Annotated in this window: 14 protein-coding genes and 1 pseudogene; 10 read left to right on the top strand and 5 right to left on the bottom strand. The window is 71.5% G+C overall.

Annotation, left to right across the window (positions count from 1 at the left end):
• Positions 1–65 precede the first annotated feature (65 nt).
• From ACZ7H1_RS05395 to ACZ7H1_RS05365, 7 genes and pseudogenes are all read left to right on the top strand, one after another.
• Positions 66–1,130, top strand: coding sequence for a tyrosine-protein phosphatase (locus ACZ7H1_RS05395; protein WP_470783925.1), 1,065 nt, complete (start codon positions 66–68; stop codon positions 1,128–1,130).
• 170 nt (positions 1,131–1,300) lie between these two features.
• Positions 1,301–1,846, top strand: a complete 546-nt coding sequence (locus tag ACZ7H1_RS05390) for an RICIN domain-containing protein (RefSeq protein WP_470783924.1) — start codon at positions 1,301–1,303, stop codon at positions 1,844–1,846.
• Between the two features lie 443 nt (positions 1,847–2,289).
• Positions 2,290–8,469: a DNRLRE domain-containing protein gene (locus tag ACZ7H1_RS05385; protein WP_470784022.1), complete on the top strand. Its 6,180-nt coding sequence runs from the start codon at positions 2,290–2,292 to the stop codon at positions 8,467–8,469.
• Positions 8,470–8,541: 72 nt separating this feature from the next.
• Positions 8,542–8,712, top strand: coding sequence for a hypothetical protein (locus ACZ7H1_RS05380; protein ID WP_470783922.1), 171 nt, complete (start codon positions 8,542–8,544; stop codon positions 8,710–8,712).
• A gap of 162 nt (positions 8,713–8,874) precedes the next feature.
• Positions 8,875–10,269 (top strand): FAD-binding oxidoreductase, encoded by a 1,395-nt coding sequence (locus ACZ7H1_RS05375; protein WP_470783920.1) that lies wholly within the window; start codon positions 8,875–8,877, stop codon positions 10,267–10,269.
• A 126-nt stretch (positions 10,270–10,395) separates the two neighbouring features.
• On the top strand, positions 10,396–10,947 hold the full coding sequence (locus tag ACZ7H1_RS05370; protein ID WP_470783918.1) for a DM13 domain-containing protein: 552 nt from the start codon (positions 10,396–10,398) through the stop codon (positions 10,945–10,947).
• Between the two features lie 198 nt (positions 10,948–11,145).
• Positions 11,146–11,466 (top strand): annotated as a pseudogene (locus ACZ7H1_RS05365) (cation:proton antiporter); the annotation flags it as partial.
• 51 nt (positions 11,467–11,517) lie between these two features.
• Here the strand turns inward: ACZ7H1_RS05365 and ACZ7H1_RS05360 are convergent.
• A complete protein-coding gene (locus tag ACZ7H1_RS05360) occupies positions 11,518–11,985 on the bottom strand; it encodes a subtilase-type protease inhibitor (protein WP_470783916.1) in 468 nt (155 codons plus the stop codon).
• 352 nt (positions 11,986–12,337) lie between these two features.
• Complete coding sequence (locus ACZ7H1_RS05355; RefSeq protein WP_470783914.1) at positions 12,338–13,255, bottom strand: S1 family peptidase; 918 nt, start codon at positions 13,253–13,255, stop codon at positions 12,338–12,340.
• Between the two features lie 833 nt (positions 13,256–14,088).
• Between ACZ7H1_RS05355 and ACZ7H1_RS05350 the strand changes: the two genes are divergently transcribed.
• Positions 14,089–14,655, top strand: a complete 567-nt coding sequence (locus ACZ7H1_RS05350) for a CAP domain-containing protein (RefSeq protein ID WP_470783912.1) — start codon at positions 14,089–14,091, stop codon at positions 14,653–14,655.
• 37 nt (positions 14,656–14,692) lie between these two features.
• On the opposite strand, the gene ACZ7H1_RS05345 is transcribed toward ACZ7H1_RS05350, so the two are convergent.
• Entirely contained in the window at positions 14,693–15,601 is a 909-nt protein-coding gene (locus tag ACZ7H1_RS05345) for an aldo/keto reductase (protein WP_470783910.1), read from the bottom strand.
• Between the two features lie 47 nt (positions 15,602–15,648).
• Here ACZ7H1_RS05345 and ACZ7H1_RS05340 point away from each other — a divergent pair, with 47 nt between their 5' ends.
• Together ACZ7H1_RS05340 and ACZ7H1_RS05335 are read left to right on the top strand one after the other, a co-directional pair.
• Entirely contained in the window at positions 15,649–16,656 is a 1,008-nt protein-coding gene (locus tag ACZ7H1_RS05340) for an ArsR/SmtB family transcription factor (RefSeq protein WP_470783908.1), read from the top strand.
• A 374-nt stretch (positions 16,657–17,030) separates the two neighbouring features.
• Complete coding sequence (locus ACZ7H1_RS05335) at positions 17,031–18,632, top strand: TROVE domain-containing protein (RefSeq protein ID WP_470783906.1); 1,602 nt, start codon at positions 17,031–17,033, stop codon at positions 18,630–18,632.
• 42 nt (positions 18,633–18,674) lie between these two features.
• Here ACZ7H1_RS05335 and ACZ7H1_RS05330 read toward each other — a convergent pair whose 3' ends face one another.
• Together ACZ7H1_RS05330 and ACZ7H1_RS05325 are read right to left on the bottom strand one after the other, a co-directional pair.
• On the bottom strand, positions 18,675–19,487 hold the full coding sequence (locus tag ACZ7H1_RS05330; protein WP_470783904.1) for an ABC transporter permease: 813 nt from the start codon (positions 19,485–19,487) through the stop codon (positions 18,675–18,677).
• On the bottom strand, positions 19,484–20,479 hold the full coding sequence (locus ACZ7H1_RS05325) for an ATP-binding cassette domain-containing protein (protein WP_470783902.1): 996 nt from the start codon (positions 20,477–20,479) through the stop codon (positions 19,484–19,486). The genes ACZ7H1_RS05330 and ACZ7H1_RS05325 overlap by 4 nt, the downstream gene beginning before the upstream one ends.
• Positions 20,480–20,590 lie beyond the last annotated feature (111 nt).

Raw genomic sequence — 20,590 nt, 5'->3', positions numbered from 1 at the left:
GGGCGGCCGCTTCCGGCCATTCACCGTTCAGCGGCCGTTCTCCCGCGGACCCGAGCCTCGGTGCCATGAAGAAGGCACTCCTCGCCGCGACCGCCGTCGCCTCCGCGCTCACCCTCTCCCTCACGGCGGCCCCGGCCGCCACCGCCGGACCGGGCGCCCACCACCACGACCCCGCGATCCCCTTCACCCAGGCCACCGTCACCGCCGGAGCCGACGGCTCCTACACGGTGAAGTGGGCCGCCGAGGGCACCCGCCGCGTCGCGATCAAGGCGGGCGGCAAGGTCGTGGCCCGCGGCGGCGCGCACGGCGAGGCCGTCGTCACCGGCCTGCCCGCCGCCGATCGCCAGTGGTTCACCTTCGACCCCGAGCGCGGCCGGAGCCTGCGCCTGGCCGACCGGCTCGTCCGGCTCGAGGGCACCTCCAACTTCCGTGACGCGGGCGGCTACCGCACCGCCTCCGGCCAGTGGGTGCGGATGGGCGAGGTCTACCGCTCCGACGCCCTCGACAAGCTCACCGCGAACGACCTCGGCAAGCTGCGCCGCCTCGGCATCCGGACCGTGTTCGACCTGCGCATGCAGGACGAGCGGGACAGGGCCCCCGACCGGGTCCCGGCCGGCGCCTCGTACGTCGTCGCCGACGTCTTCGCGGGTTCGGGCTCCTTCCAGTCCCTGCCGCGCACCCCCGACGAGGCCGTCACCGCCATGATCGACGCCGAGAAGGCCATGGTCAGCGGTACGGGCGGCCGGAAGGCCTATGCGGACGTCTTCGACGGGATCCGCGCCGACGACCGCCGTGCCGTCCTCTTCCACTGCACGGCCGGCAAGGACCGCACCGGCTGGTCCGCCGCGGCCCTGCTGACCGCGCTCGGGGTCCCGGCCGGGACCGTCATGTCCGACTACCTGGCCAGCAACGACTACCGCAGGGCCGCCAACGACGCCGTACTCGGCCACCTGCCGCCGCAGCAGGCCGCCGTGTACAAGCCCCTCCTCGACGTGCGCGCCGAGTACCTGAACTCCGGCTTCGCGGAGGCCGGGGCGAAGTTCGGCTCCTTCGACGACTACCTGAAGGACGGCCTCGGCATCGACGCCCGCGAGCTCAAGCGACTGAAGAAGGACCTCCTCGTCGGCTGAGCCGGGGCGCCCCTTCCGGCCGTTGCCGGACCCCCGGCGGTCCCCGGCCGCCCGGTTGCGGGCCGTGCCGGGGGCGCTGATAGTGAGATGGGCCCACCGGCAGGCCGCCCGAGCGGCGGCCGCGAAGGCTCTTCCGGTCTCCCTCGCAGCATGCGGAGAGGAGCACACCCATGCGCAAGAACGCCCGGACGCGTCGTCTCGTGACGACGGTGACCGTGTTCGCGGCCGGGGGCATCATGCTGCTGCCCGCTCCCGCGGTCGCCCTGCCGCGGACCGGCACCTTCCAGCTCGTGAACTTGCAGAGCGGCAAGTGCGGGACGGTCGCCGGCGGCCGGTCCACCGACAACAACGTCGAACTGGTCCAGTTCACCTGCGACCGTGACCCCTCTCGCCGCTGGCGGCTCACCAACGGCGACGGCAGCTCGTACCAGATCGTCAACGTGCAGACGGGCAAGTGCATGACCGTCGCCGGCGGCCGGTCCACCGAGAACAACGTTCCCCTGGTCCAGTTCGACTGCGACTCGGACCGCTCGCGCCGCTGGGAGATCGTCAACTGGGACAGCGAGAGGAGCTCCTACGAGCTCATCAACGCGCAGACCGGCAAGTGCGCGACGTTCGACGGCGGCACCCTCTCCGCCAACAACCTGAGGCTGCTGCAGTTCGACTGCGACAACCACCCCTCGCGCCGCTGGAGCCTGCGGCTGGCCGGTCCCTGACCAGGACGGCGACCGGGCCGAGAAATCCGGTCGGGACCTCCGGCGCAACCGCACCGGAGGTCCTGGCCGTCGCCGTCCCGGATTCTGGCCGGGACTGGCCCAACCACGGTCGTCTCCCAGCCGTCCTCTTGGTCAACTGGCCTTGAACAAAGACGTGTTCACGTCTCGCCTGGTGGATAACACGCCGAGCCCCAGGTGTGTTTCCAGCCAACCTGAGCGTCCTGATTCCACTTTTGATCGCATTTGATTCGGTTTTGATCTCCACTCGGGATTTAGCTTTCGACGCGGCGGCCGCCGGCAATCCGGCGGCCGCCTGCATCCGCTGAATTCCTGGGGGGATCTTGCTTTTCCGAGCAGACATGAATTCGCCATCTCCACGCCGTCTTTCGGCAGGGAGAAAGCCGGGTGGCCTGCGGGCGACCGCAGTCGGCGTGGCCCTGCTGATGACCGCGCCGGTGCTCTACGGGTCGGAGTCCGCCCTCGCGGCCCCGGCCCCGGCGCCGGAGCAGCCGGCCGGTGTGCGGCAATCGGACGAGACGGCCCAGTCCGCTGCCGACATCCGGTCCGCGCAGGTTGCGGCCCGGCTGTACGGCCACCGCGTCGAGGCGCTCTCCGAGCGTACGGAAGCCTCGACGACCTGGGCCAACAAGGACGGATCGCTTACCACGGAGCTCGTCGCCGGCCCGGTCCGCTTCAAGGGCGCGACGGGCCAGTGGCAGCCCGTCGACATCACGCTCGCCGCGCAGAAGGACGGTTCGGTCGCCTCCAAGGCGCACCCGCGGGGGTTGCGCCTGGCGGGCAAGTCGGGTGCGAAGGCTGCTTCGCTGAAGGCGGCGCAGGCCGCCCCGGCCACCGACCTGGTGACGCTGGGCAGCGGTGAGAACGCCGTCACGCTGCAGTGGCGCGGCGGTCTGCCCGCCCCGAAGCTGGACGGTACGCGTGCCACCTACGAGAATGCCGTGCCCGGTGCGGACGTGGTCGTGGAGGCGACCCGTACCGGCTTCGAGCAGTTCGTCGAGGTCAAGGCCAAGCCCGCCGCGGGCTTCTCCTACACGCTGCCGCTGAAGACCAAGGGCCTCAAGGTCACGCAGCAGGCCGACGGCAGTGTGCTCTTCACGGACCGGAAGTCCAAGAAGACCGCGACGATGCCCGCGCCCGTGATGTGGGACGCGACGGTCGACAAGGCCTCCGGCGAGCACACCCGCCGGGCCAAGGTCGCCATGAAGGTCGTCAAGACCAAGGGCGGCGTGGACCTGGTCCTCACCCCGGACGCCGAGTTCCTGGCGGACCCGGCGACCAAGTACCCGGTGACGGTCGACCCGTCGACCTCGACGCTGGGGAACCTCTTCGACACCTACGTCCAGCAGGGCGAGACCGTCGACTGGTCCAACGACACCGAGCTCGACCTCGGCAACCCGGGCACCAAGAACGCCGACGGCACCTGGCGCACGGCCCGTTCCTTCATCACCTGGAACACCGCCCCCGTCGCCGACGCGCTGATCTCCAGCGCCACCCTGAGCCTGTGGAACTTCCACTCCGGCAACGCGCCCGAATGCGCCGCCCAGCCCTGGGAGGTCTGGACGGCCAACAACGCCTCCACCTCCTCGCGCTGGACGAACCAGCCCGCGATGGTGACCAAGATGGCCACCTCCACGCAGACCAAGGGCAACACGTCCTGCACCGCCGACGGCTGGATCACCGCCGACGTCAAGAACCTCGTGCAGCACTGGTCCAACAACAAGTGGGCCTACTCCGGCATGGGCCTGCGGGCCACCGACGAGAACGACAGCAAGGAATGGAAGCGGGTCAACTCCGCGAACGCCGCCTCCAACCCGCCCAAGCTGACGGTCACCTACAACTACCGCCCGCGGACCGGCACGAAGCAGGAGGCCGGCGCCCCCTTCTTCTCCTACGGCGGCGCCTACGTCGTCAACACGCTCACCCCGACGCTCCGCGACACCTTCGTCGACGCCAACGGCGACAAGGTCAACGGCACCTTCCAGATCTTCGACTCGGCGACCGACACGCAGGTCGGGAACGTCATCGTCTCGCCGTGGGTCGCCTCGGGGCAGGTGGCCTCCGTCACCGTCCCCGCCGGGGTCCTGACCAACGGCAAGACGTACAAGTTCCGCACCTCGCCGTACGACGGCACGCACTACAACCTGGGCTGGTCGGCCTGGAAGACCTTCACGGTCGACACCGCCGCCCCCTCCGCCCCCACCGGCATCACCTCGACGGACTACCCGTCGAACGCGTGGGTCAAGGGCGCGGGCCAAGCGGGCGTCTTCAACGTGACCCCGCCCGCCGCCGACCACAACTGGCTCGAATGGTCCCTCGACGGCACCACCTGGACCAAGGTCGCCACCGGTGGCACCTCCGGCGCCAAGGCGATCTCCATCGCCCCGCCCAAGGACGGCACCCACACCCTCCAGGTCCGGGCGGTCGACAAGGCCGACAACAAGTCCGAGGCGATCGACTACACCTTCCACGCCGGCCCGGGCGGCTTCGTCCAGCCCAGCGAGGGCGAGCGCACCGCCCGCCGCCTGCCCCTCGTGGCAGACGCCGACGGCAGCAAGTACGACAAGGTGTCCTTCTCCTGGCGCCGCTCCGCGGCCGACCCGTGGGTCCAGATCCCGCCCGGCCACGTCACCTCCGGCGGCACCCCGCTCACCACGTGGCCCGTCCCGCTGGTGAACGGCAAGAACGCCGGTGTCGTCTGGAACGCCACCGACACCGTCGACCCCGACGGCACCGTGCAGATCAAGGCCGACTTCACCGGCCCCAACTCTGCGACCGGCGCCACCGAACCCCTGTCGGTCGTCGTGGACCGCAACGCCTCCGGCGCCGCGACCGACGAGGTCGGCCCCGGCTCGGTCAACCTGCTCACGGGTGACTACACCCTCTCCGCCACCGACATCTCGGCCTTCGGCCTCTCGGTCTCCCGGACCGCCTCCTCCCGCACCCCCGAGAAGGGCGCGCAGCAGGAGGGCCAGGCCGCGATCTTCGGCAAGGAGTGGGTCTCCGGCACCGTCTCCGGGGCCACCGAATCCGAGTACTCGCACCTGCGGAAGACCTCCGACACCGCCGTCGCGGTGGTCGACCCCGAGGGCAACGAGCTGCACTTCACCGCGAACGCGGCGAAGACCTCCTGGATACCCGAGCCCGGCTCCGAGGAGCTGACGCTGACCGGCAGCGTGACCGGTTCGTTCACGCTCTCCGACACGGAGGGCACGGTCACGCAGTTCACGAAGACCGACCCCGCGGTGGAGAGCTGGCAGGTGTCCAGCACCCTGCTCAACGGCCTGGCCAACACCGAGACCACGACCGTCTCGGAGACCGTGACCGTCGACGGGAAGAAGCTGGCCCGCCCCAAGCGGATCATCGCCCCCACCTCGGGCGCCTCGGCCGCCGCCTGCACCGCGGCCCCCGCCACCAAGGGCTGCCGCGCGCTGGAGTTCGTCTACGCGACGGCCACCACCGCCACCGGTTCCGACCTCGGTGACTACCTCGACCGGGTCAGGGAGGTCCGGCTGTGGTCCACCGAGCCCGGTGCGGCCGCCGCGACCTCCAAGGCCGTGCAGACGTACGCCTACGACGCCTCCGGCCGGCTGCGCCAGGCCTGGAACCCGCTGATCACCCCGGCTCTGAAGACGGAGTACGGCTACGACTCGGCGGGCCGGGTCACCGGCCTGACCCCGGCGGGCGAACTGCCGTGGACGTTCGCCTACGGCCAGGCCGGGAACGCCGCCACCGCCGGTGCCGGCATGCTGCTCAAGGCCTCGCGCTCCGGCCTCCAGCAGGGCACCAAGGACGTCGAGCAGGGCACCGCGTCCACCTCGGTGGTCTACGACGTCCCGCTGACGGGCGCCAAGGCCCCCTACGCCATGGGCGCCGGCGACGTGAAGGCCTGGGGCCAGACCGACGCCCCGACCGACGCGACCGCCGTCTTCCCGGCGGACTCCGTCCCCGCCTCGCATACCGGTGACGCGCTCGCGGCTGCGGACTACACCCGCGCCGACGTCTCCTACCTGGGCGTCTCGGGCCGTTCGGTCAACGAGGCCAAGCCCGGTGGGCACATCACCACCAGCGAGGCGGATCGTTTCGGCAACACCGTCCGCGAACTGACGGCAGCCAACCGGGCCCTCGCGCTCGGCGTCACTGCCGCCGACCGCGCGGCCCAGGCCGATCTGGGCATCGCCGCTCTGCCGTCGGCCGAGCGCGCCGCGCTCCTGTCCACCACGTCCGTCTACAACGAGACCGGCACCCGCGAGCTGGAGGAGTTCGGCCCGCTGCGGCGGATCGACCTGACCGCCGACCTCAAGTCGGGTTCCACCGTGCTCGTTCCGGCCGCCACGTCCGTCACCGCGCGGAGCTGGACGGTCAACGAGTACGACGCGGGCCGTCCCACCGACGGCACCGCCAAGGTCAAGGACCAGGTCACCAAGACCACCACCGGCGCCCAGGTCCGCGAGCACCCCACCGTCCTCGGTGAGGGCCGCACCACGCAGACCGTGTTCGACTGGCCGAAGGGCCTGGCCACTCAGACCGTGAAGAACCCGGGCGGTCTCGCCCTCACGGAGACCACCGAGTACGACGCGCAGGGCCGCATCACCAAGCAGCTGTCGCCCGGTGCGACCGGCACGGACGCGGCCACCCGCGTGACCACGTACTGGTCGGCGACCGGCACCGGCACCTGCCAGGGCCGTCCCGAGTGGGCCGACCGGATCTGCTCCACCGGCCCGGCGGGCGCGATCACGGGCGGCGGGTCCAACCCGTCGCAGCTGCCGACCACCACCACCGAGTACGACTGGTGGGGCAACCCGGCCAAGACGACCGAGACCGCCAACGGCACCACGCGTACCACCACGTCCGCGTACGACGCGGCCGGGCGGGTCACGACCGTCGCCATCACCGGCGGCACCGGCCAGGCCGTCCCGGAGCGGACCACCGAGTACGACCCGGCTACCGGCAAGGCATTCAAGACGGTCTCGCCGACCGGCGGCACCCTCACCAAGGCGTTCGACAAGCTCGGCCGCCAGACCTCCTACACCGACGCCGACGGCGGTGTCACGACCACCGAGTACGACCTGCTCGACCGGCCCGTCAAGGTCGCCGACAACACGCCGTCGACCGTCACGTACACCTACGACCACGCGGCCGAGCCGCGCGGCCTGGCCACGAAGACCACCGACTCCATCGCCGGTGCCTTCCAGCCCACCTACGACGCCGACGGCTCGGTCAGCTCCGAGAAGCTGCCCGGCGGCTACACCCTCACGCAGGACGAGGACACCACCGGTTCGGCGCTCAAGCGCACCTACACCCGCGACTCCGACGGTGTTCAGGTGTACTCCGACACGGTCGCCGAGTCGGTCCACGGCCAGGTCACCCGGCACGCGGGCTGGTCCGGCCAGGACTACGGCTACGACGCCACCGGCCGCCTGACCACCGTCGAGGACACCGCGGACACGGTCTGCACCAAGCGGACGTACACGTTCGACGGCCGTGCCAACCGCAAGACCCTGACCAGCGCCGCCGGCACCCCCGGCGCCGACTGCCCCACCACCGGAGGCACCACCACCACCCACACGTACGACAGCGGTGACCGCCTGGTCGACGCCGGCTACACGTACGACGCGTTCGGCCGCACCACCGCGCTGCCGGGCAGCACGCTGTCGTACTACGCCAACGACCTGGCGTACCAGCAGACCGCGGGCGGCAAGCGCCAGACCTGGCAGCTCGACGCCGCGCTGCGCTTCCGCTCCTGGAAGACCGAGACCGGCAGCGGCTCCACCTGGACCCAGACCGGCTCCAAGGTCAACCACTACGACAGCGACGGCGACAACCCGCGCTGGATCGTCGAGGACACCGCCACCGGTGCCCTCACCCGCAACGTCGACTCGGCCTCCGGCGACCTGGCCGCCACCACCAGCAAGACCGGCGACACGGTCCTCCAGCTCACCACCATCCACGGTGACGTCGCGCTCCAGCTCCCGCTGGACACCTCGAAGCCGCCGGTGGCGCTGGACGCCGACGAGTACGGCAACCCGCGCGCCGGACAGGCCGCCACCCGCTACAACTGGCTCGGCGCCAAGCAGCGCTCCACCGAGACCCTCACCGGCCTCACCCTCATGGGCGTCCGCCTCTACAACCCCGTCACCGGCCGCTTCCTCTCCACGGACCCGGTCTACGGGGGCAACGCCAACGCGTACGAGTACACGCACGCCGACCCGGTCAACCGCTACGACCTCGACGGCAAGTGGAGCTGGCGCAAGAAGTGGAAGAGCTTCCGCACCTGGGGCGGCTGGCGCACCACGTGGCGTGTGGCCTCCTACGGCGTGGGCATCGCGGCGGCCATCGGCTGCGGTGTGTCCATCGTCTGTGCGGTGGCCGCGGGCGCTGCCGTCGGCGCCATGACGTACTGGGCGGGCGGCGGCCGCATGACCTGGCGCGGTACGGCCAAGGCCGCCGGCTGGGGTGCCGTCAGCGGGTTCATGACCCGTACGGTTCCCAACGCCTGGAAGATCGGCAAGTCCGGGTTCAACCGGACCAGGTACCCTCGCGTTCGCTCGTACAGCGGCTGGCGGTTCTACCGGAACATTCGCTTCTGGAAGCGGATGCTCTGACCGCACGACGTGACAACAGCAGGGGTCCGGCGGCCGGACCGGCCGCCGGGCCCCTGCCCTGGACGGAGTGACATGAGCAAGATCATCGTGGCGGGCGAGATCACCGCCGCGCTCGTCCTCTTCGGACTCACCGCGATCGACGCCTTCGGCTCGGTGCCGGCCAACACGGTACTGGTCCTGATCGGCGCCGGATTCGTCGGCGCCGCGGTGTCGCGCATCAGGAGCGCCCGGTCACCACACTGACCGGACACCCGGGACACCCCCGCGCCGGGCACCCGGGCCCCGCGCCCCGCCCCTCACGGAACCGGCCGACGGCACTGCCGTCGGCCGGTTCTGCCGTCTCCACGGCATCGGCGTAGCGTGGAAGACGAGTCGGACGAAGCCCGCACACGAGGAGCGACGGCGATGGGCAAGCCCTCGATCGACGAGTTGCGCGCACATGTACGCGGGACGGTCGTCACCCCCGGCGACGACGCCTACGACGAGGCGCGCAAGGTACACAACGCCATGATCGACAGGCGGCCGGCCGCCGTCGTCCGCTGTGCGAACGCCGGTGACGTCATGGCCGCGGTCGACTTCGCCCGCGAGAACGGGCTCGACCTCGCGGTCCGTGGCGGCGGGCACAGCGTGCCCGGCTTCGGCACCTGCGACGGCGGCGTCGTGGCCGACCTGTCCGGGATGCGAGGCGTCCGCGTCGACCCCGCTCGCCGGACGGCACGGGCCGAGGGCGGCGCGACCTGGGGCGACTTCAACGCGGCGACGCACGCGTTCGGTCTGGCGACGACCGGCGGGATCATCTCCACCACGGGCGTCGGCGGGCTCACCCTCGGCGGCGGGATCGGATACCTCGCCCGCGGCCTCGGCCTGAGCTGCGACAACCTGATCTCGGCCGACGTGGTGACCGCGGACGGCCGGATGCTCGTCGCGAGCGAGGAGGAGAACGCCGACCTCTTCTGGGCGCTGCGCGGCGGTGGCGGCAACTTCGGCGCGGTGACGTCCTTCGAGTTCCGGCTGTCCCCCGTCAAGGACATCTACGGCGGCCCGATCCTCTACGAACTCGACAGCGCGGCCACCGTGCTGCAGTCGTTCGCCGAGTTCATCGCCGGGGCTCCGGAGCAGCTGGGCGGTTTCCCGGCCTTCCAGATCGCCCCGCCGCTCCCGTTCATCCCGGAGGACCGGCACGGCGATACGTTCGCCCTGATCGTGGCCTGCTGGGCAGGGCCTGTGGAGGAGGGCGAGGAAGCCCTCCGGCCCTTCCACGACTTCGCCCCGGTCGTCGCCGAGGCCGTCGGCCCGATGCCGTATCCCGCGCTCAACAGCGCCTTCGACGCGCTCGTCCCGCCCGGCCTCCAGCACTACTGGAAGGCCAACTTCGTGACCGAGCTCACCGAGGACGCGATCGCGGCCCACGTGGAGCACGGGCCGCGCGTCCCCGCCGTGAACTCGACGGTGCACGTCTATCCGATCAACGGTGCCTGCCACCGGGTCGCACCGGATGCGACGGCCTTCGCCTACCGGGACGCGTCGTTCGCCACCGTCATCGCCGGGATGTGGCCCGAGCCCGCCGACAACGAGGCCAACATCGCCTGGGTCCGGGACTACTACGAGGCGACCGCCCCGCACTCGGAGGCGGGCGGGTACATCAACTTCATGGCCGACGACGACCAGAGCCGGATCCGGGCCAACTACAAGGGCAACTACGACCGGCTCGTCGAGGTCAAGCAGACGTACGACCCGGGGAACCTGTTCCACCTGAACCAGAACATCCGTCCCTCCTCCCCGGGCGGGCCCCGGGAGTGACGCCGGGCGCGAGGCCGTGAGTTGGGACCGTGAGTTGGGGCCGCCGGTCGAAGCCCGTAGGTTGGGGTGCAGCGGTACGGCGGGCACAGGACCCCGCGAGGACCCCGAGCGAGCGGAGAACCGGGCGTGGAACGTGAACACGGGCGGCGGCGCAGGAACCTAGTGGTCGGCAGCGGGGTCGTGGCGGCCGCGGGGCTGGCCGTCGGCCTGTACTGGTTCGAGCCCTGGCAGTTGTGGGTGGACGACACGGTCAACGAGGCCGTCCCCTCGGCCTCGGCCCCGGCCGCTCCGCGTTCCGGCACGCCGGCCACCCCGCCCACCGGGCCGCAGACGGTGGCCCAGGGCACTCTGATCAGCCACGAACACGCCACCACCGGGACGGTCAAGCTCCTCCGGCTCGCCGACGGCTCCCACACCCTGCGGCTGGAGGACCTGGACACCAGCAACGGTCCGGACCTGCGGGTCTGGCTCACCGATGCCCCGGTCATCGAGGGCCGCGACGGCTGGCACGTCTTCGACGACGGCAAGCACGTCAGTCTCGGCGAACTCAAGGGCAACAAGGGCGACCAGAATTACCCCGTCCCGGCCGGCCTGAACCTCGCCGACTTCACCAGCCTCGCCATCTGGTGCGACCGCTTCGACGTCTCCTTCGGCGCGGCCGCTCTCGACCGCTCTTAGCGGCTACGGCTCGATCAGACCGGCGCACCTCGACTCCGGTCGCGCCCGAGTGCCGACACCCATATCCCGCCCCCTCCGACCTGGCACGATGAGCCCGCGCCCGGCCGTGAACCTGCCACGTCCACCGGGTCGCCGCTCCGCACTCGAACAGAACGAAGGGGACGGAGCTGTGTCTGCGCCACGGATGAGCACCACACCGCTGCCCGGCGTGCCGGGATCGGGGTCAAGGGGCGCTGGCGGGTCGGCGGAACGCTCGTCGCCCGCGGCGAGTTCTCCATCGTCATCGCGGGGCTGGCCGTGTCCGCCGGCATCGAGCCCGCGCTGGGCCCGCTGGCCACGGCGTACGTGCTGATCCTCGTGGCGGTCCGACCGCTCACCGCCCGCTACACCGAGCCCGTGGCCGCTTGGGCCGCGGAGCGCCGCCGGGCGCGCCCGGCGGCGCTGACGGCGGTGCCCGGTCCGGCCCGGTCGCCGGAGCCCGTCGCGGCCCAGGACCAGGACCCGGCTCCACACGTCTGAGCCGGGCCCCTCACACGGTCCGGTGCGCGGGCCTGCGCCCGCCGGATCGGATCAGAACGCGAAGACGGCGTTGCCGTTCAGGGTCGCCGACATGGAGCAGGCGTTGGAGAACGTGTGCTTCCAGGCGACGCGGCTGCCCTGCCACACGCCGTCGACGGTGACGGTGACCGGGTCGTAGTGCATCGGACACATCCGGTCCGGGTTCGGGTCCGCCAGCAGCCGGTCGAACTCGCGGTCGGTGGCGTTCAGAGCGGCGCAGGCGGCCTGGGGGTCGGGGTGCGTGCCCTGGGCGGACGGCGCGCAGCTGAGGGTGGTCGCCCTGACGATGGTGGCCGTGGCGTCGTCCCCCTTGGCGACGGCGAAGACCAGGGCGGACGGGGCGTAGAGGCTTGCCGGCTGAGCCTCCGCCACGCCGGTGGCGCCGGCCAGGCAGAGGAGGGCGGCGGCAGATACAGCAGCGAAGCGGTGACGCACGACGATTCCCACTTTCGATTCGAAGGTTGAACGCGATCCATTCATGTCATATCGCGCCCTGACATCGCCAACCCTGTCGGAGTCGAAGGGGAGTTGCATATCGAGGGGTGTTTTACGGACACGGCGTCCGCATATCGGAGACCGAATGGTCGTTCGACCAGCTCACGCGGGGTGTGAGCGCCGGGTAGTCGGGTGGCAACCGGGGGTCAGCAGGGTGATGCCGCACCCGTGTAGGCCCCCTGACCTGCCGTCGGCTGTGCGCGGTTCACCGAACGGCCACCCAGCTTGACCGGATAGAGCCGGTCGGCTCCGTTTATCCGGCGCCGGGGGAGGCACAGCAGACGGCCGGCGCCCCGGAAGGGGCGCCGGCCGTTGGAGCCGGAGGGGTGCGGAGGGTCTAGAAGACGCTCACGCCGTACGCACTGAGGGCCTCGGTCACCGGCTGGAAGAAGGTCGTACCGCCGGAGGAGCAGTTGCCGCTGCCGCCCGAGGTGAGGCCGAGCGCGGTGCCGCCGGAGAAGAGCGAGCCGCCGCTGTCGCCCGGCTCGGCGCAGACGTTGGTCTGGATCATGCCGTAGACGACGTCGCCGCCACCGTAGTTGACGGTTGCGTTGAGGCCGGTGACCGTTCCGCTGCGCAGCCCGGTCGTGCTGCCGCTGCGCTGGACGGACTGGCCCACGAACGCGTTGCCGGCGGACGTGATGTCGCGGTACGAGCCGTTGTAGAGGTAGACGCGGCCGTCCGCCGCCGAGGCGTTGGAGTGGCGGATGATGCCGTAGTCGTTGACCGGGAAGCTCGATCCCGCGCGGGTGCCGAGGAGCGTGGTTTTGGCGGAGTTCGTGTACCACGTGCTGCCTATGTTGGTGCAGTGGCCGGCCGTCAGGGCGTAGTAGGTGCTGCCGCTGCGGACGTTGAAGCCGAGGGAGCAGCGTCCGCCGCCCGCGTAGATGGCCTGGCCGCCGGCGATGAGCTTGTTGAACGTGCCGTTGGTTCGCTTGATCTCGAGGGACTTCGCACGGTCGCCGGCCGCCTTCTTGATGGTGGCGATCTCGGCGGCGGAGACGGTGGAGTCGGCGGTCAGGACGACCTTGCCGGTCGCCTGGTCGGTGTACCAGGCGGTGCCGGGCACGTCGGCGCCCAGTACGGCGTCGCTGACCGCGGCCAGTTGGACGGCTCCGGCTCGTCCGCTGTCGGCCGTGGCCGCGGACGACAGCGGGGCGGTGAGCGCCGAGGCGGCCACGAGCGCGGAGGCCACGGCGATCAGCCGGGCACCGTTGGCGAAGCCGCCGAGGGGGGTCAGGCGCTTGAGGTTCACTGCTTCCTCCGGTGGGGGGAGTGCGTGGACCCGCTGGGTGGGCGGGTCCTTCGGTACGCAGCCGGCAGAGCCAGGGCCACTGGCCGTGAACCTGACAACTGCGACGAGAGGAATCCTCAAGTCCGGGCGGCGGGCACGGCAAGGACGCCTTTCGGCCGTTCTACGCGCGTTCAAGTGCCCTGCGACCCTGGGGACTTGGCGCGGGAGCCCGCCGGATCGCTCCGGTCGGCGCGGGTGATCGTACGCACGCTCGATCGCGCACGCGACTGCAAACACTTGCGGAAGTTTGCTGAGACTCTTTCAGAAGACTCCGCGACGGCCGAGCGGAGCCGCCGGGTGCGACACCCTGAAGCGGAGCGGGGCGTACCGTTTTGCCTGACCAAGGTCGTCGTGACGGCGGAGGCACCCCTGGCCGGGACGGCGTCCCCGGCAAGCGGCCATGGCCACGGCCGGTCGCAGGACTCCGGCGTTACGGGCGCACAGAAACGCCGCAGCGGGGAGGAGGAGCCGTTCGCGGCGGCGGCGGCCGAGCCGACGGCTCGGGGCGCCCCGCCGACACGCCCCGGCGCGGCACCGGACGACTGCCCGGTGCCGCGAAGATGCCGCTTCGCCCGCAAAGCGGGAGTGTCCGGTTCACGCCCGGCAGGTGCCGGGCGGGTCCCGGATGGCGGTCGCGAGTGGCCGGTGGCAGCCTGGGAGGGAAGCCTCAGGCCGCGTCCCCCTCGATTCCCTCCATGCCCTCCACGGCGCATGGGTCCGTTGTTCGTGTTCGCGGGAGGTGGAACTCCGTGAGAAGCCATGCTTCACGTACCGCAACCGCATGCAGTCTGGTGGTGGCCGGTGTGCTGACGGTCACCTGCATGCCGGTCGCCCACGCCTCGCCCTCGGTCGTCGCGCCGTGCGACGCCGCGGCCTCCGTGCGCCCGCCCTCGACCGGCGACACCCAGGTGATGGACACGGTCGTGTGCCTGATCAACGCCCAGCGCACGCAGCGGGGTCTGGCGCCCCTGACCGTGAACCAGGCCCTGACGAACGCCGCACAGCAGCACGCCATCGCGGCCGTCCAGCTGAAGTGGTGGGGGCCGGGCAAGGATTCGCACACCAACCCGCGCACCGGCTCGACCCCGCAGAGCCGCATCAAGGCGGCCGGATACTGCCCGAACCCCCGGTCCTGGGCCGTCGCCGAGATCACCTACACCGGCTGGGGCGGCGCCGGAACCCCGAAGGCCGCCGTCAACTGGTGGGTGAACGTCAGCACATGGGGCCACCGGAACATCGTCCTCGACCCGTCCCTGCGCGAGATCGGCCGCTGGGCGCAGCCCGGTGCGGCCGATCCGGCCGGAGCGGGAGCGAGCGGTGCGGGAACGTACGTCGTGACCTTCGGCCGCTGCCAGCAGTGACCCCGGACAGGTCCGGGTCGCACATCAGCGCGAAGGTTCAGGCCTCGCGCCGGTGCACGGAGTCCAGGACGGCCAGTTCGGCGTCGGACAGGCGCAGGGCGCCGGCGGCGACGTTCGCCTCCAGGTGACCGGGGTCGCCGGTGCCGGGGATGGCCAGTACGTGCGGTCCGCGGTGCAGCGTCCAGGCGATCCGCACCTGGGCCGCGCTGGCCCCGTGCGCCCGGGCGACGGCGAGCACCTCTTCGCTGTCGGAACCGCTCGCGCCCGCCGTACGCCCGTGTCCGGCGATCGCGTAGAACGGCACGAAGGCAACGCCGAGTTCTCCGCAGGCTCGTACGAACTCGTCCTGGTCGGGGCGGACTCCGATGCCGAACTGGTTCTGCACGCAGACCACGGGCGCGATGGCCCGGGCCTCGGCGAGGTGCTCGGGAGTGACGTTGGAGATGCCGAGGTGCCGGATGAGCCCGGCCTGGCGGAGTTCGGCGAGTGCGCCGAAGCGCTCGGCGATGGAAGCGGTGCCGATGACGCGCAGGTTGACGAGGTCGAGGTGGTCGCGGCCGAGCTGGCGGAGGTTCTCCTCCACCTGGCTGCGCAGCTGTCCGGGGCCGGCGTGGTCGGTCCACGCGCCCGACGGGTCGCGGCCCGGACCCACCTTCGTGGCGATCACCAGGTCGTCGGGGTAGGGGGCCAGGGCCCGGTTGATCAGCTCGTTCGCGGAGCGCAGCGGGGAGAAGTAGAAGGCCGCGGTGTCGATGTGGTTCACCCCGAGCTCGACCGCGCGGCGCAGCACGCCGATCGCCCGGCCGCGGTCGCTCGGCACGGCGTCGTCCGCGAACGCCTCGCCGTGCTGTGTCAGTCGCATCGCGCCGAGACCGATGCGGTGGACGTCCTGGTCGCCGAGTGTCCACGTACCCGATGCGGCCGCGGCTGTCGTTTGTGAGGTCATGACCGGATGATCTCCCGGCGGTACGCTGCAGGCCCATTGATTAAGACATGTCCGAATCCGGGGTGGGTGTGCAGACCGAGCTGACCTTCTCGGTGAGCGATCTGGCGCAAGTGCGGTTCGCCGTCTCGCCGATGTGGGAGGTCGGGCCCAGTTTCCGGCTGCTGCGCTCCTCCCCCGCGCATCCCGTGCACCGGCCGTGGGCCGAGCAGGTGCGGCCGAGGCTGGCCGCCGCCGGACTCGACCGCGGCTGGCTCGCCGAGCTGGTGCCGCCCGCGGGGTACGTCCCCGACTTCCTCAATCCGGCGCCGACGGGGCCCGCTCCCACGCTGGCCGAGGAGTTGGGCAGGATCCTGGCTGCACCGGCCGACCGGGTACGCCGTGACCTCGACCGGCTGGAGCAGGAGCAGGGGCGGCTGGGCCCCCGGGCGCGGACCCTGTACGCCGACCCTCAGGCCCGGCTGGTCCGTGTCGCGGAGGAGATCACTGCGTACTGGGAGCTGGCGCTGGCGCCGTACTGGGCACGGATCCGGGCGGTGCTCGACGCCGACGTCTTCCACCGGATGCGGCAGGTGGCCGAGCAGGGCGCGGGGCACCTCTTCAACGACCTGCACCCTTCGGTGAGCTGGGACGACCGTGCGCTGCGGCTCAGTCGCCGGAACGTGCCGCTGTCCCGCAAGACGGCGGGCGCGGGACTGGTGCTGATCCCGTCCGCCTTCACCGCGCCCGTCCCCTTCACCCGGGTGACGCCGCCCGAACCGCCGCAGCTCGCCTATCCGGCGCGCGGTACGGGATCGCTGTGGGAAGCCCGGCCCGTCAGCGGGTCCGGCGCGCTGGCCGCCGTGCTCGGGCGGTCCCGGACGCTGTTGCTGACCGAGCTGGGGCGCCCGGCCTCCACCACCGAACTCGCCCGCCGCACGGGGCTCTCGGCTGCCGGGGTGTCCCAGTACCTCACCGCGCTGCGGGCTGCCGGCCTGGTCAGTGCGCACCGGGCGGGCCGCTGCGTGCTCTACGCCCGCACCGCGGCTGCCGAAACCCTGCTCGCTGCCGCGCCGTAGCCCGGTCCTGCGGGGGCCGGAGCCGGGCTGCGGAAAATACTTCGCCTGCGGACCGGGCCCGTCCGTAGAGTGATCCTCACGAACGCACCTCCCGGTGCGCCGGCCGGCGGCTACTTCCTCCAACGAAACCATGTCCGCAGCCACTTTGATCTCGGGAGGCCGTGCGTGAGGGGTGCCCGGTGCGCAGGCAACGGCTACTTCCGGATCAGGCGGTTGCGGGTTCAAATCCCGCCCGGCCCTCGGGACGACACGACCCGGGCCGGTAGCTCAACTCGGTAGAGCACCAGACACAAGTCCGTCGCCGACTTCTGATCTCGGGCATCCCCTCACGTATCGCTTCCCCTGCTTTCCTCATGAATCCGGGGGGATTCCACATGGCCCGCTTCAACCTGCGCGCGTTCAAGGCCGCGCCCGTGTCGCCCGTCCGGTCCACCGGACGTACCGCCGCCACCCACGAGGGCGGCCGGGGCCGGGAACGCGACGCGCGCTCCGAGCTGTTCCTGCTCGCCGTCGCCAACTTCGTGACGCAGCGGACGTTCTACGAGAGCGGCGAGGGCCGCGACGACCGGTTTGCCGCCCTGGTGCGCAGGCTCGCCGTCGAGGATCCGCAGTGGACGGCCGGCCTGCTGGGATGGCTGCGGGGGGACGCGAACATGCGGACGGCCTCGCTCGTCGGTGCCGCGGAGTTCGTCAAGGCACGGCTGGACGCGGCGGAGTCCGTTGCGCAGGCCGGGGCCGCCGTCCCGTCCAGCCGGCAGGTGATCGACTCCGTGCTGCGCCGCGCCGACGAGCCGGGCGAGCTGCTCGCGTACTGGACGGCGACGTACGGGCGGAACGTTCCGAAGCCCGTCAAGCGCGGGATCGCCGACGCCGTGCGGCGCCTCTACTCCGGCAGCTCGCTGCTGAAGTACGACACCGCTTCCCGGGGTTACCGCTTCGGTGACGTGCTCAACGTGGTGCACGCCTCCCCCGACCCGGCCAAGCCTTGGCAGGGCGAGCTGTTCCGGTACGCGCTCGACCGCCGGCACCACCCGGACGCGGCGGTCCCGCCCGTGTCCAGCCGGACCCTGACCGCCCACCGGGCGCTCATGGAACTGCCGGTCGCCCAGCGGCGGGCCGTGGTCACCGGACCCGGTGGCGCCGAGCGGCTGGCCGAGGCGGGCATGACCTGGGAGGCGCTGGCGGGCTGGCTCCAGGGGCCGATGGACGCGGCGGCCTGGGAGGCCGTGATCCCGTCCATGGGCGTGATGGCGCTGCTGCGGAACCTGCGCAACTTCGACCAGGCGGGCGTCTCGGACGCGGTGGCCGCCCGGGTCGCGGCGAAGATCTCCGATCCGGAGGTCGTCGCCCGGTCGCGGCAGTTCCCGTTCCGCTACCTGGCCGCGTACCAGCACGCGCCCTCGCTGCGCTGGGCGTATCCGCTGGAGCAGGCCCTCGGGCACTCGCTGGCGAACGTACCGGCGCTGCCCGGACGGACCCTGATCCTGGTCGACCGCTCGGGGTCGATGTGGGACAGGCTCTCGGAGCGCTCCCAGCTCAACCGGGCCGACGCGGCGGCCGTCTTCGGTACGGCGCTGGCGATGCGGGCGGAGAATGCGGACCTGGTGCAGTTCGGCACCACCAGCGCCGCCGTGCCGTACACGGCGGGCGAGTCGGTGCTGAAGGTGCTGGAGCGGTACTCCAGCCTCGGCGGCACCAACACCGCCGAGGCGGTCGGGCGGCACTACGACCGGCACGACCGGGTACTGATCGTCACCGACGAGCAGGCCGCACACCACCACGGCGGCGACCCGACCGCGCAGGTGCCCGACCGGATCCCGGTCTACACCTGGAACCTGGCCGGGTACCGCGTGGGCCACGGGCCCTCCGGCGGGGCCAACCGACACACCTTCGGCGGTCTCACGGACGGCGCGTTCCGCATGGTCTCCCTCATCGAGGACGGCCGGAACGCCGACTGGCCGTGGACGGCCGCCTAGCCTCGCTCGCGGGGCGCGGGCGCGCTGCCCGCCCGGGCCGCGTCACCGGTCCCTGGAGCGGTAGGCGCGCATCGCGAGGGGCATGAAGACGGCCGTGATGCCTGCCGCCCAGACCAGGGACCACATCACGGGGCCCCCGACGGGGGTTCCGAGCAGGAGGCCGCGGAAGGCGTCCGAGAGGTGGGTGACGGGGTTGATGTCGACCCATGCCTGGAGCCAGCCGGGCATGGTGTCGACGCGGACGAAGGCGCTGCTGGTGAAGGTGATCGGGAAGATGAGCGTGAAGGCGAAGACCTGCACCTTCTCGGCGTCGCCGGCCAGCATCCCGATCAGGACCGCCGTCCACGAGACCGCGGCGGCGAAGACCAGCAGCAGGACGGTCGCGCCGACGAAGCCCGCGAGCCCTCCGGTGATCTCGAAGCCGAGGACGGTGCCCAGCGCGATCATCAGGAGCATGGCCCAGAGCTGCTTGGCCAGGTCGGCGGTGATGCGCCCGAACAGCGGTGCCGATCGGGCGATCGGCAGACTGCGCAGCCGGTCGAAGACGCCTTTGGTGAGGTCTGTGTTCAACGCCATGGCGGTGTACATGCTCATGAAGAGGGTGTTCTGCACGATGATTCCCGCCAGCGCGTACTGGAGGTACTCCTCGGGCGAGCCCGCCATCTGTCCGCCGAAGACGTAGGTGAACAGGAAGACGAACATGATCGGCGTGATGCTGTAGTCGACGAGCTCCAGCGGGTTGTGCTTCACGGAGATCAGGCTGCGCCACGCCATCGTGGCGGTCTGCCGCAGGGCGGCCACGGGCCGCACCCGGCCGCCGCGGCCCAGGGTTTCCGTGATCGACGCGGTGGTCATGACACGCTCCCCGCCGTCGCGTACCGATCGTCGTCGCCGGCGTCCGCAGCGGCGGTCTCCGGCCGGGCCCGGTGGCCGGTCAGCACCATGAACACCTCGTCGAGGGACGAGCGGCGGAGGGTGAGCTCGCCGACCGCGATCCCCACCTGGTCCAGGCGGCGCACCACGCTCGGCATGAGCGCCGGGTCGTTGACGGGTGCGGTGATCTCTTCGCCCTCGATCTTGGCCTGCGGGCCGGCTTCCTCGGCGACGAGCGCGTGAGCCGCCGCGAGATCGCCGGACCGTGCGGGGCGCAGCTGCAGCACTTGCCCGCCGACCTGCGATTTCAACTCGTCGGGGGTGCCGTCGGCGATCACCTTGCCCTTGTCGATGACCACGATGTTGTCGGCGAGCCGGTCGGCCTCGTCCAGGTACTGCGTGGTCAGCAGGGCCGTCATGCCCTCCGAGACCAGGATGCGGAGCATCTCCCACACCTCGCCGCGGCTGTGCGGGTCGAGTCCGGTGGTCGGCTCGTCCAGGAACAGGATCTGCGGCCGCCCGACCAGGCTGGCCGCGAGGTCGAGGCGCCGTCTCATGCCGCCGGAGTACGTCTTGGCCGCCCGCCCTGCCGCATCGCTCAGCTGGAAGCGGTCGAGGAGCTCGGCCGACCGGGAGCGGGCCTCGGAGCGGGGCATCCCGAGCAGGCGGCCGATCATGAGGAGGTTTTCCGTACCGGTCAGGTTCTCGTCCACGGCGGCGTACTGGCCGGTCAGCCCGATCATCGAGCGGACGAGCCCGGCCTCCCTGACGACGTCGTACCCTCCTACCTGCGCCCGCCCGCCGTCCGGCACCAGGAGGGTGGCGAAGATGCGGACTGCGGTCGTCTTGCCCGCGCCGTTGGGACCGAGCATGCCGAGCACGGTGCCCGCCGGCACCTGGAGATCGACACCGTCCAGGGCGCGGGTCTCCTTGAACCGCTTGGCCAGGCCTTCGGCCTGGATCGCGTATTCCATGGGGTCACCTCGGTTCCGCGGGGAAAGCGTCATCGACCTTTCAACTGTGACGCATGCCACTGACACTCCGCCTGGTGGAAGGCGCACGCGCCGCCGCTCCCGGCCCGGTGC

This window comes from Streptomyces sp. NPDC037401, assembly GCF_055602345.1.
The sequence above is the reverse complement of the archived record's forward strand: the minus strand, read 5'-3'. Positions and strand labels throughout refer to the sequence as shown.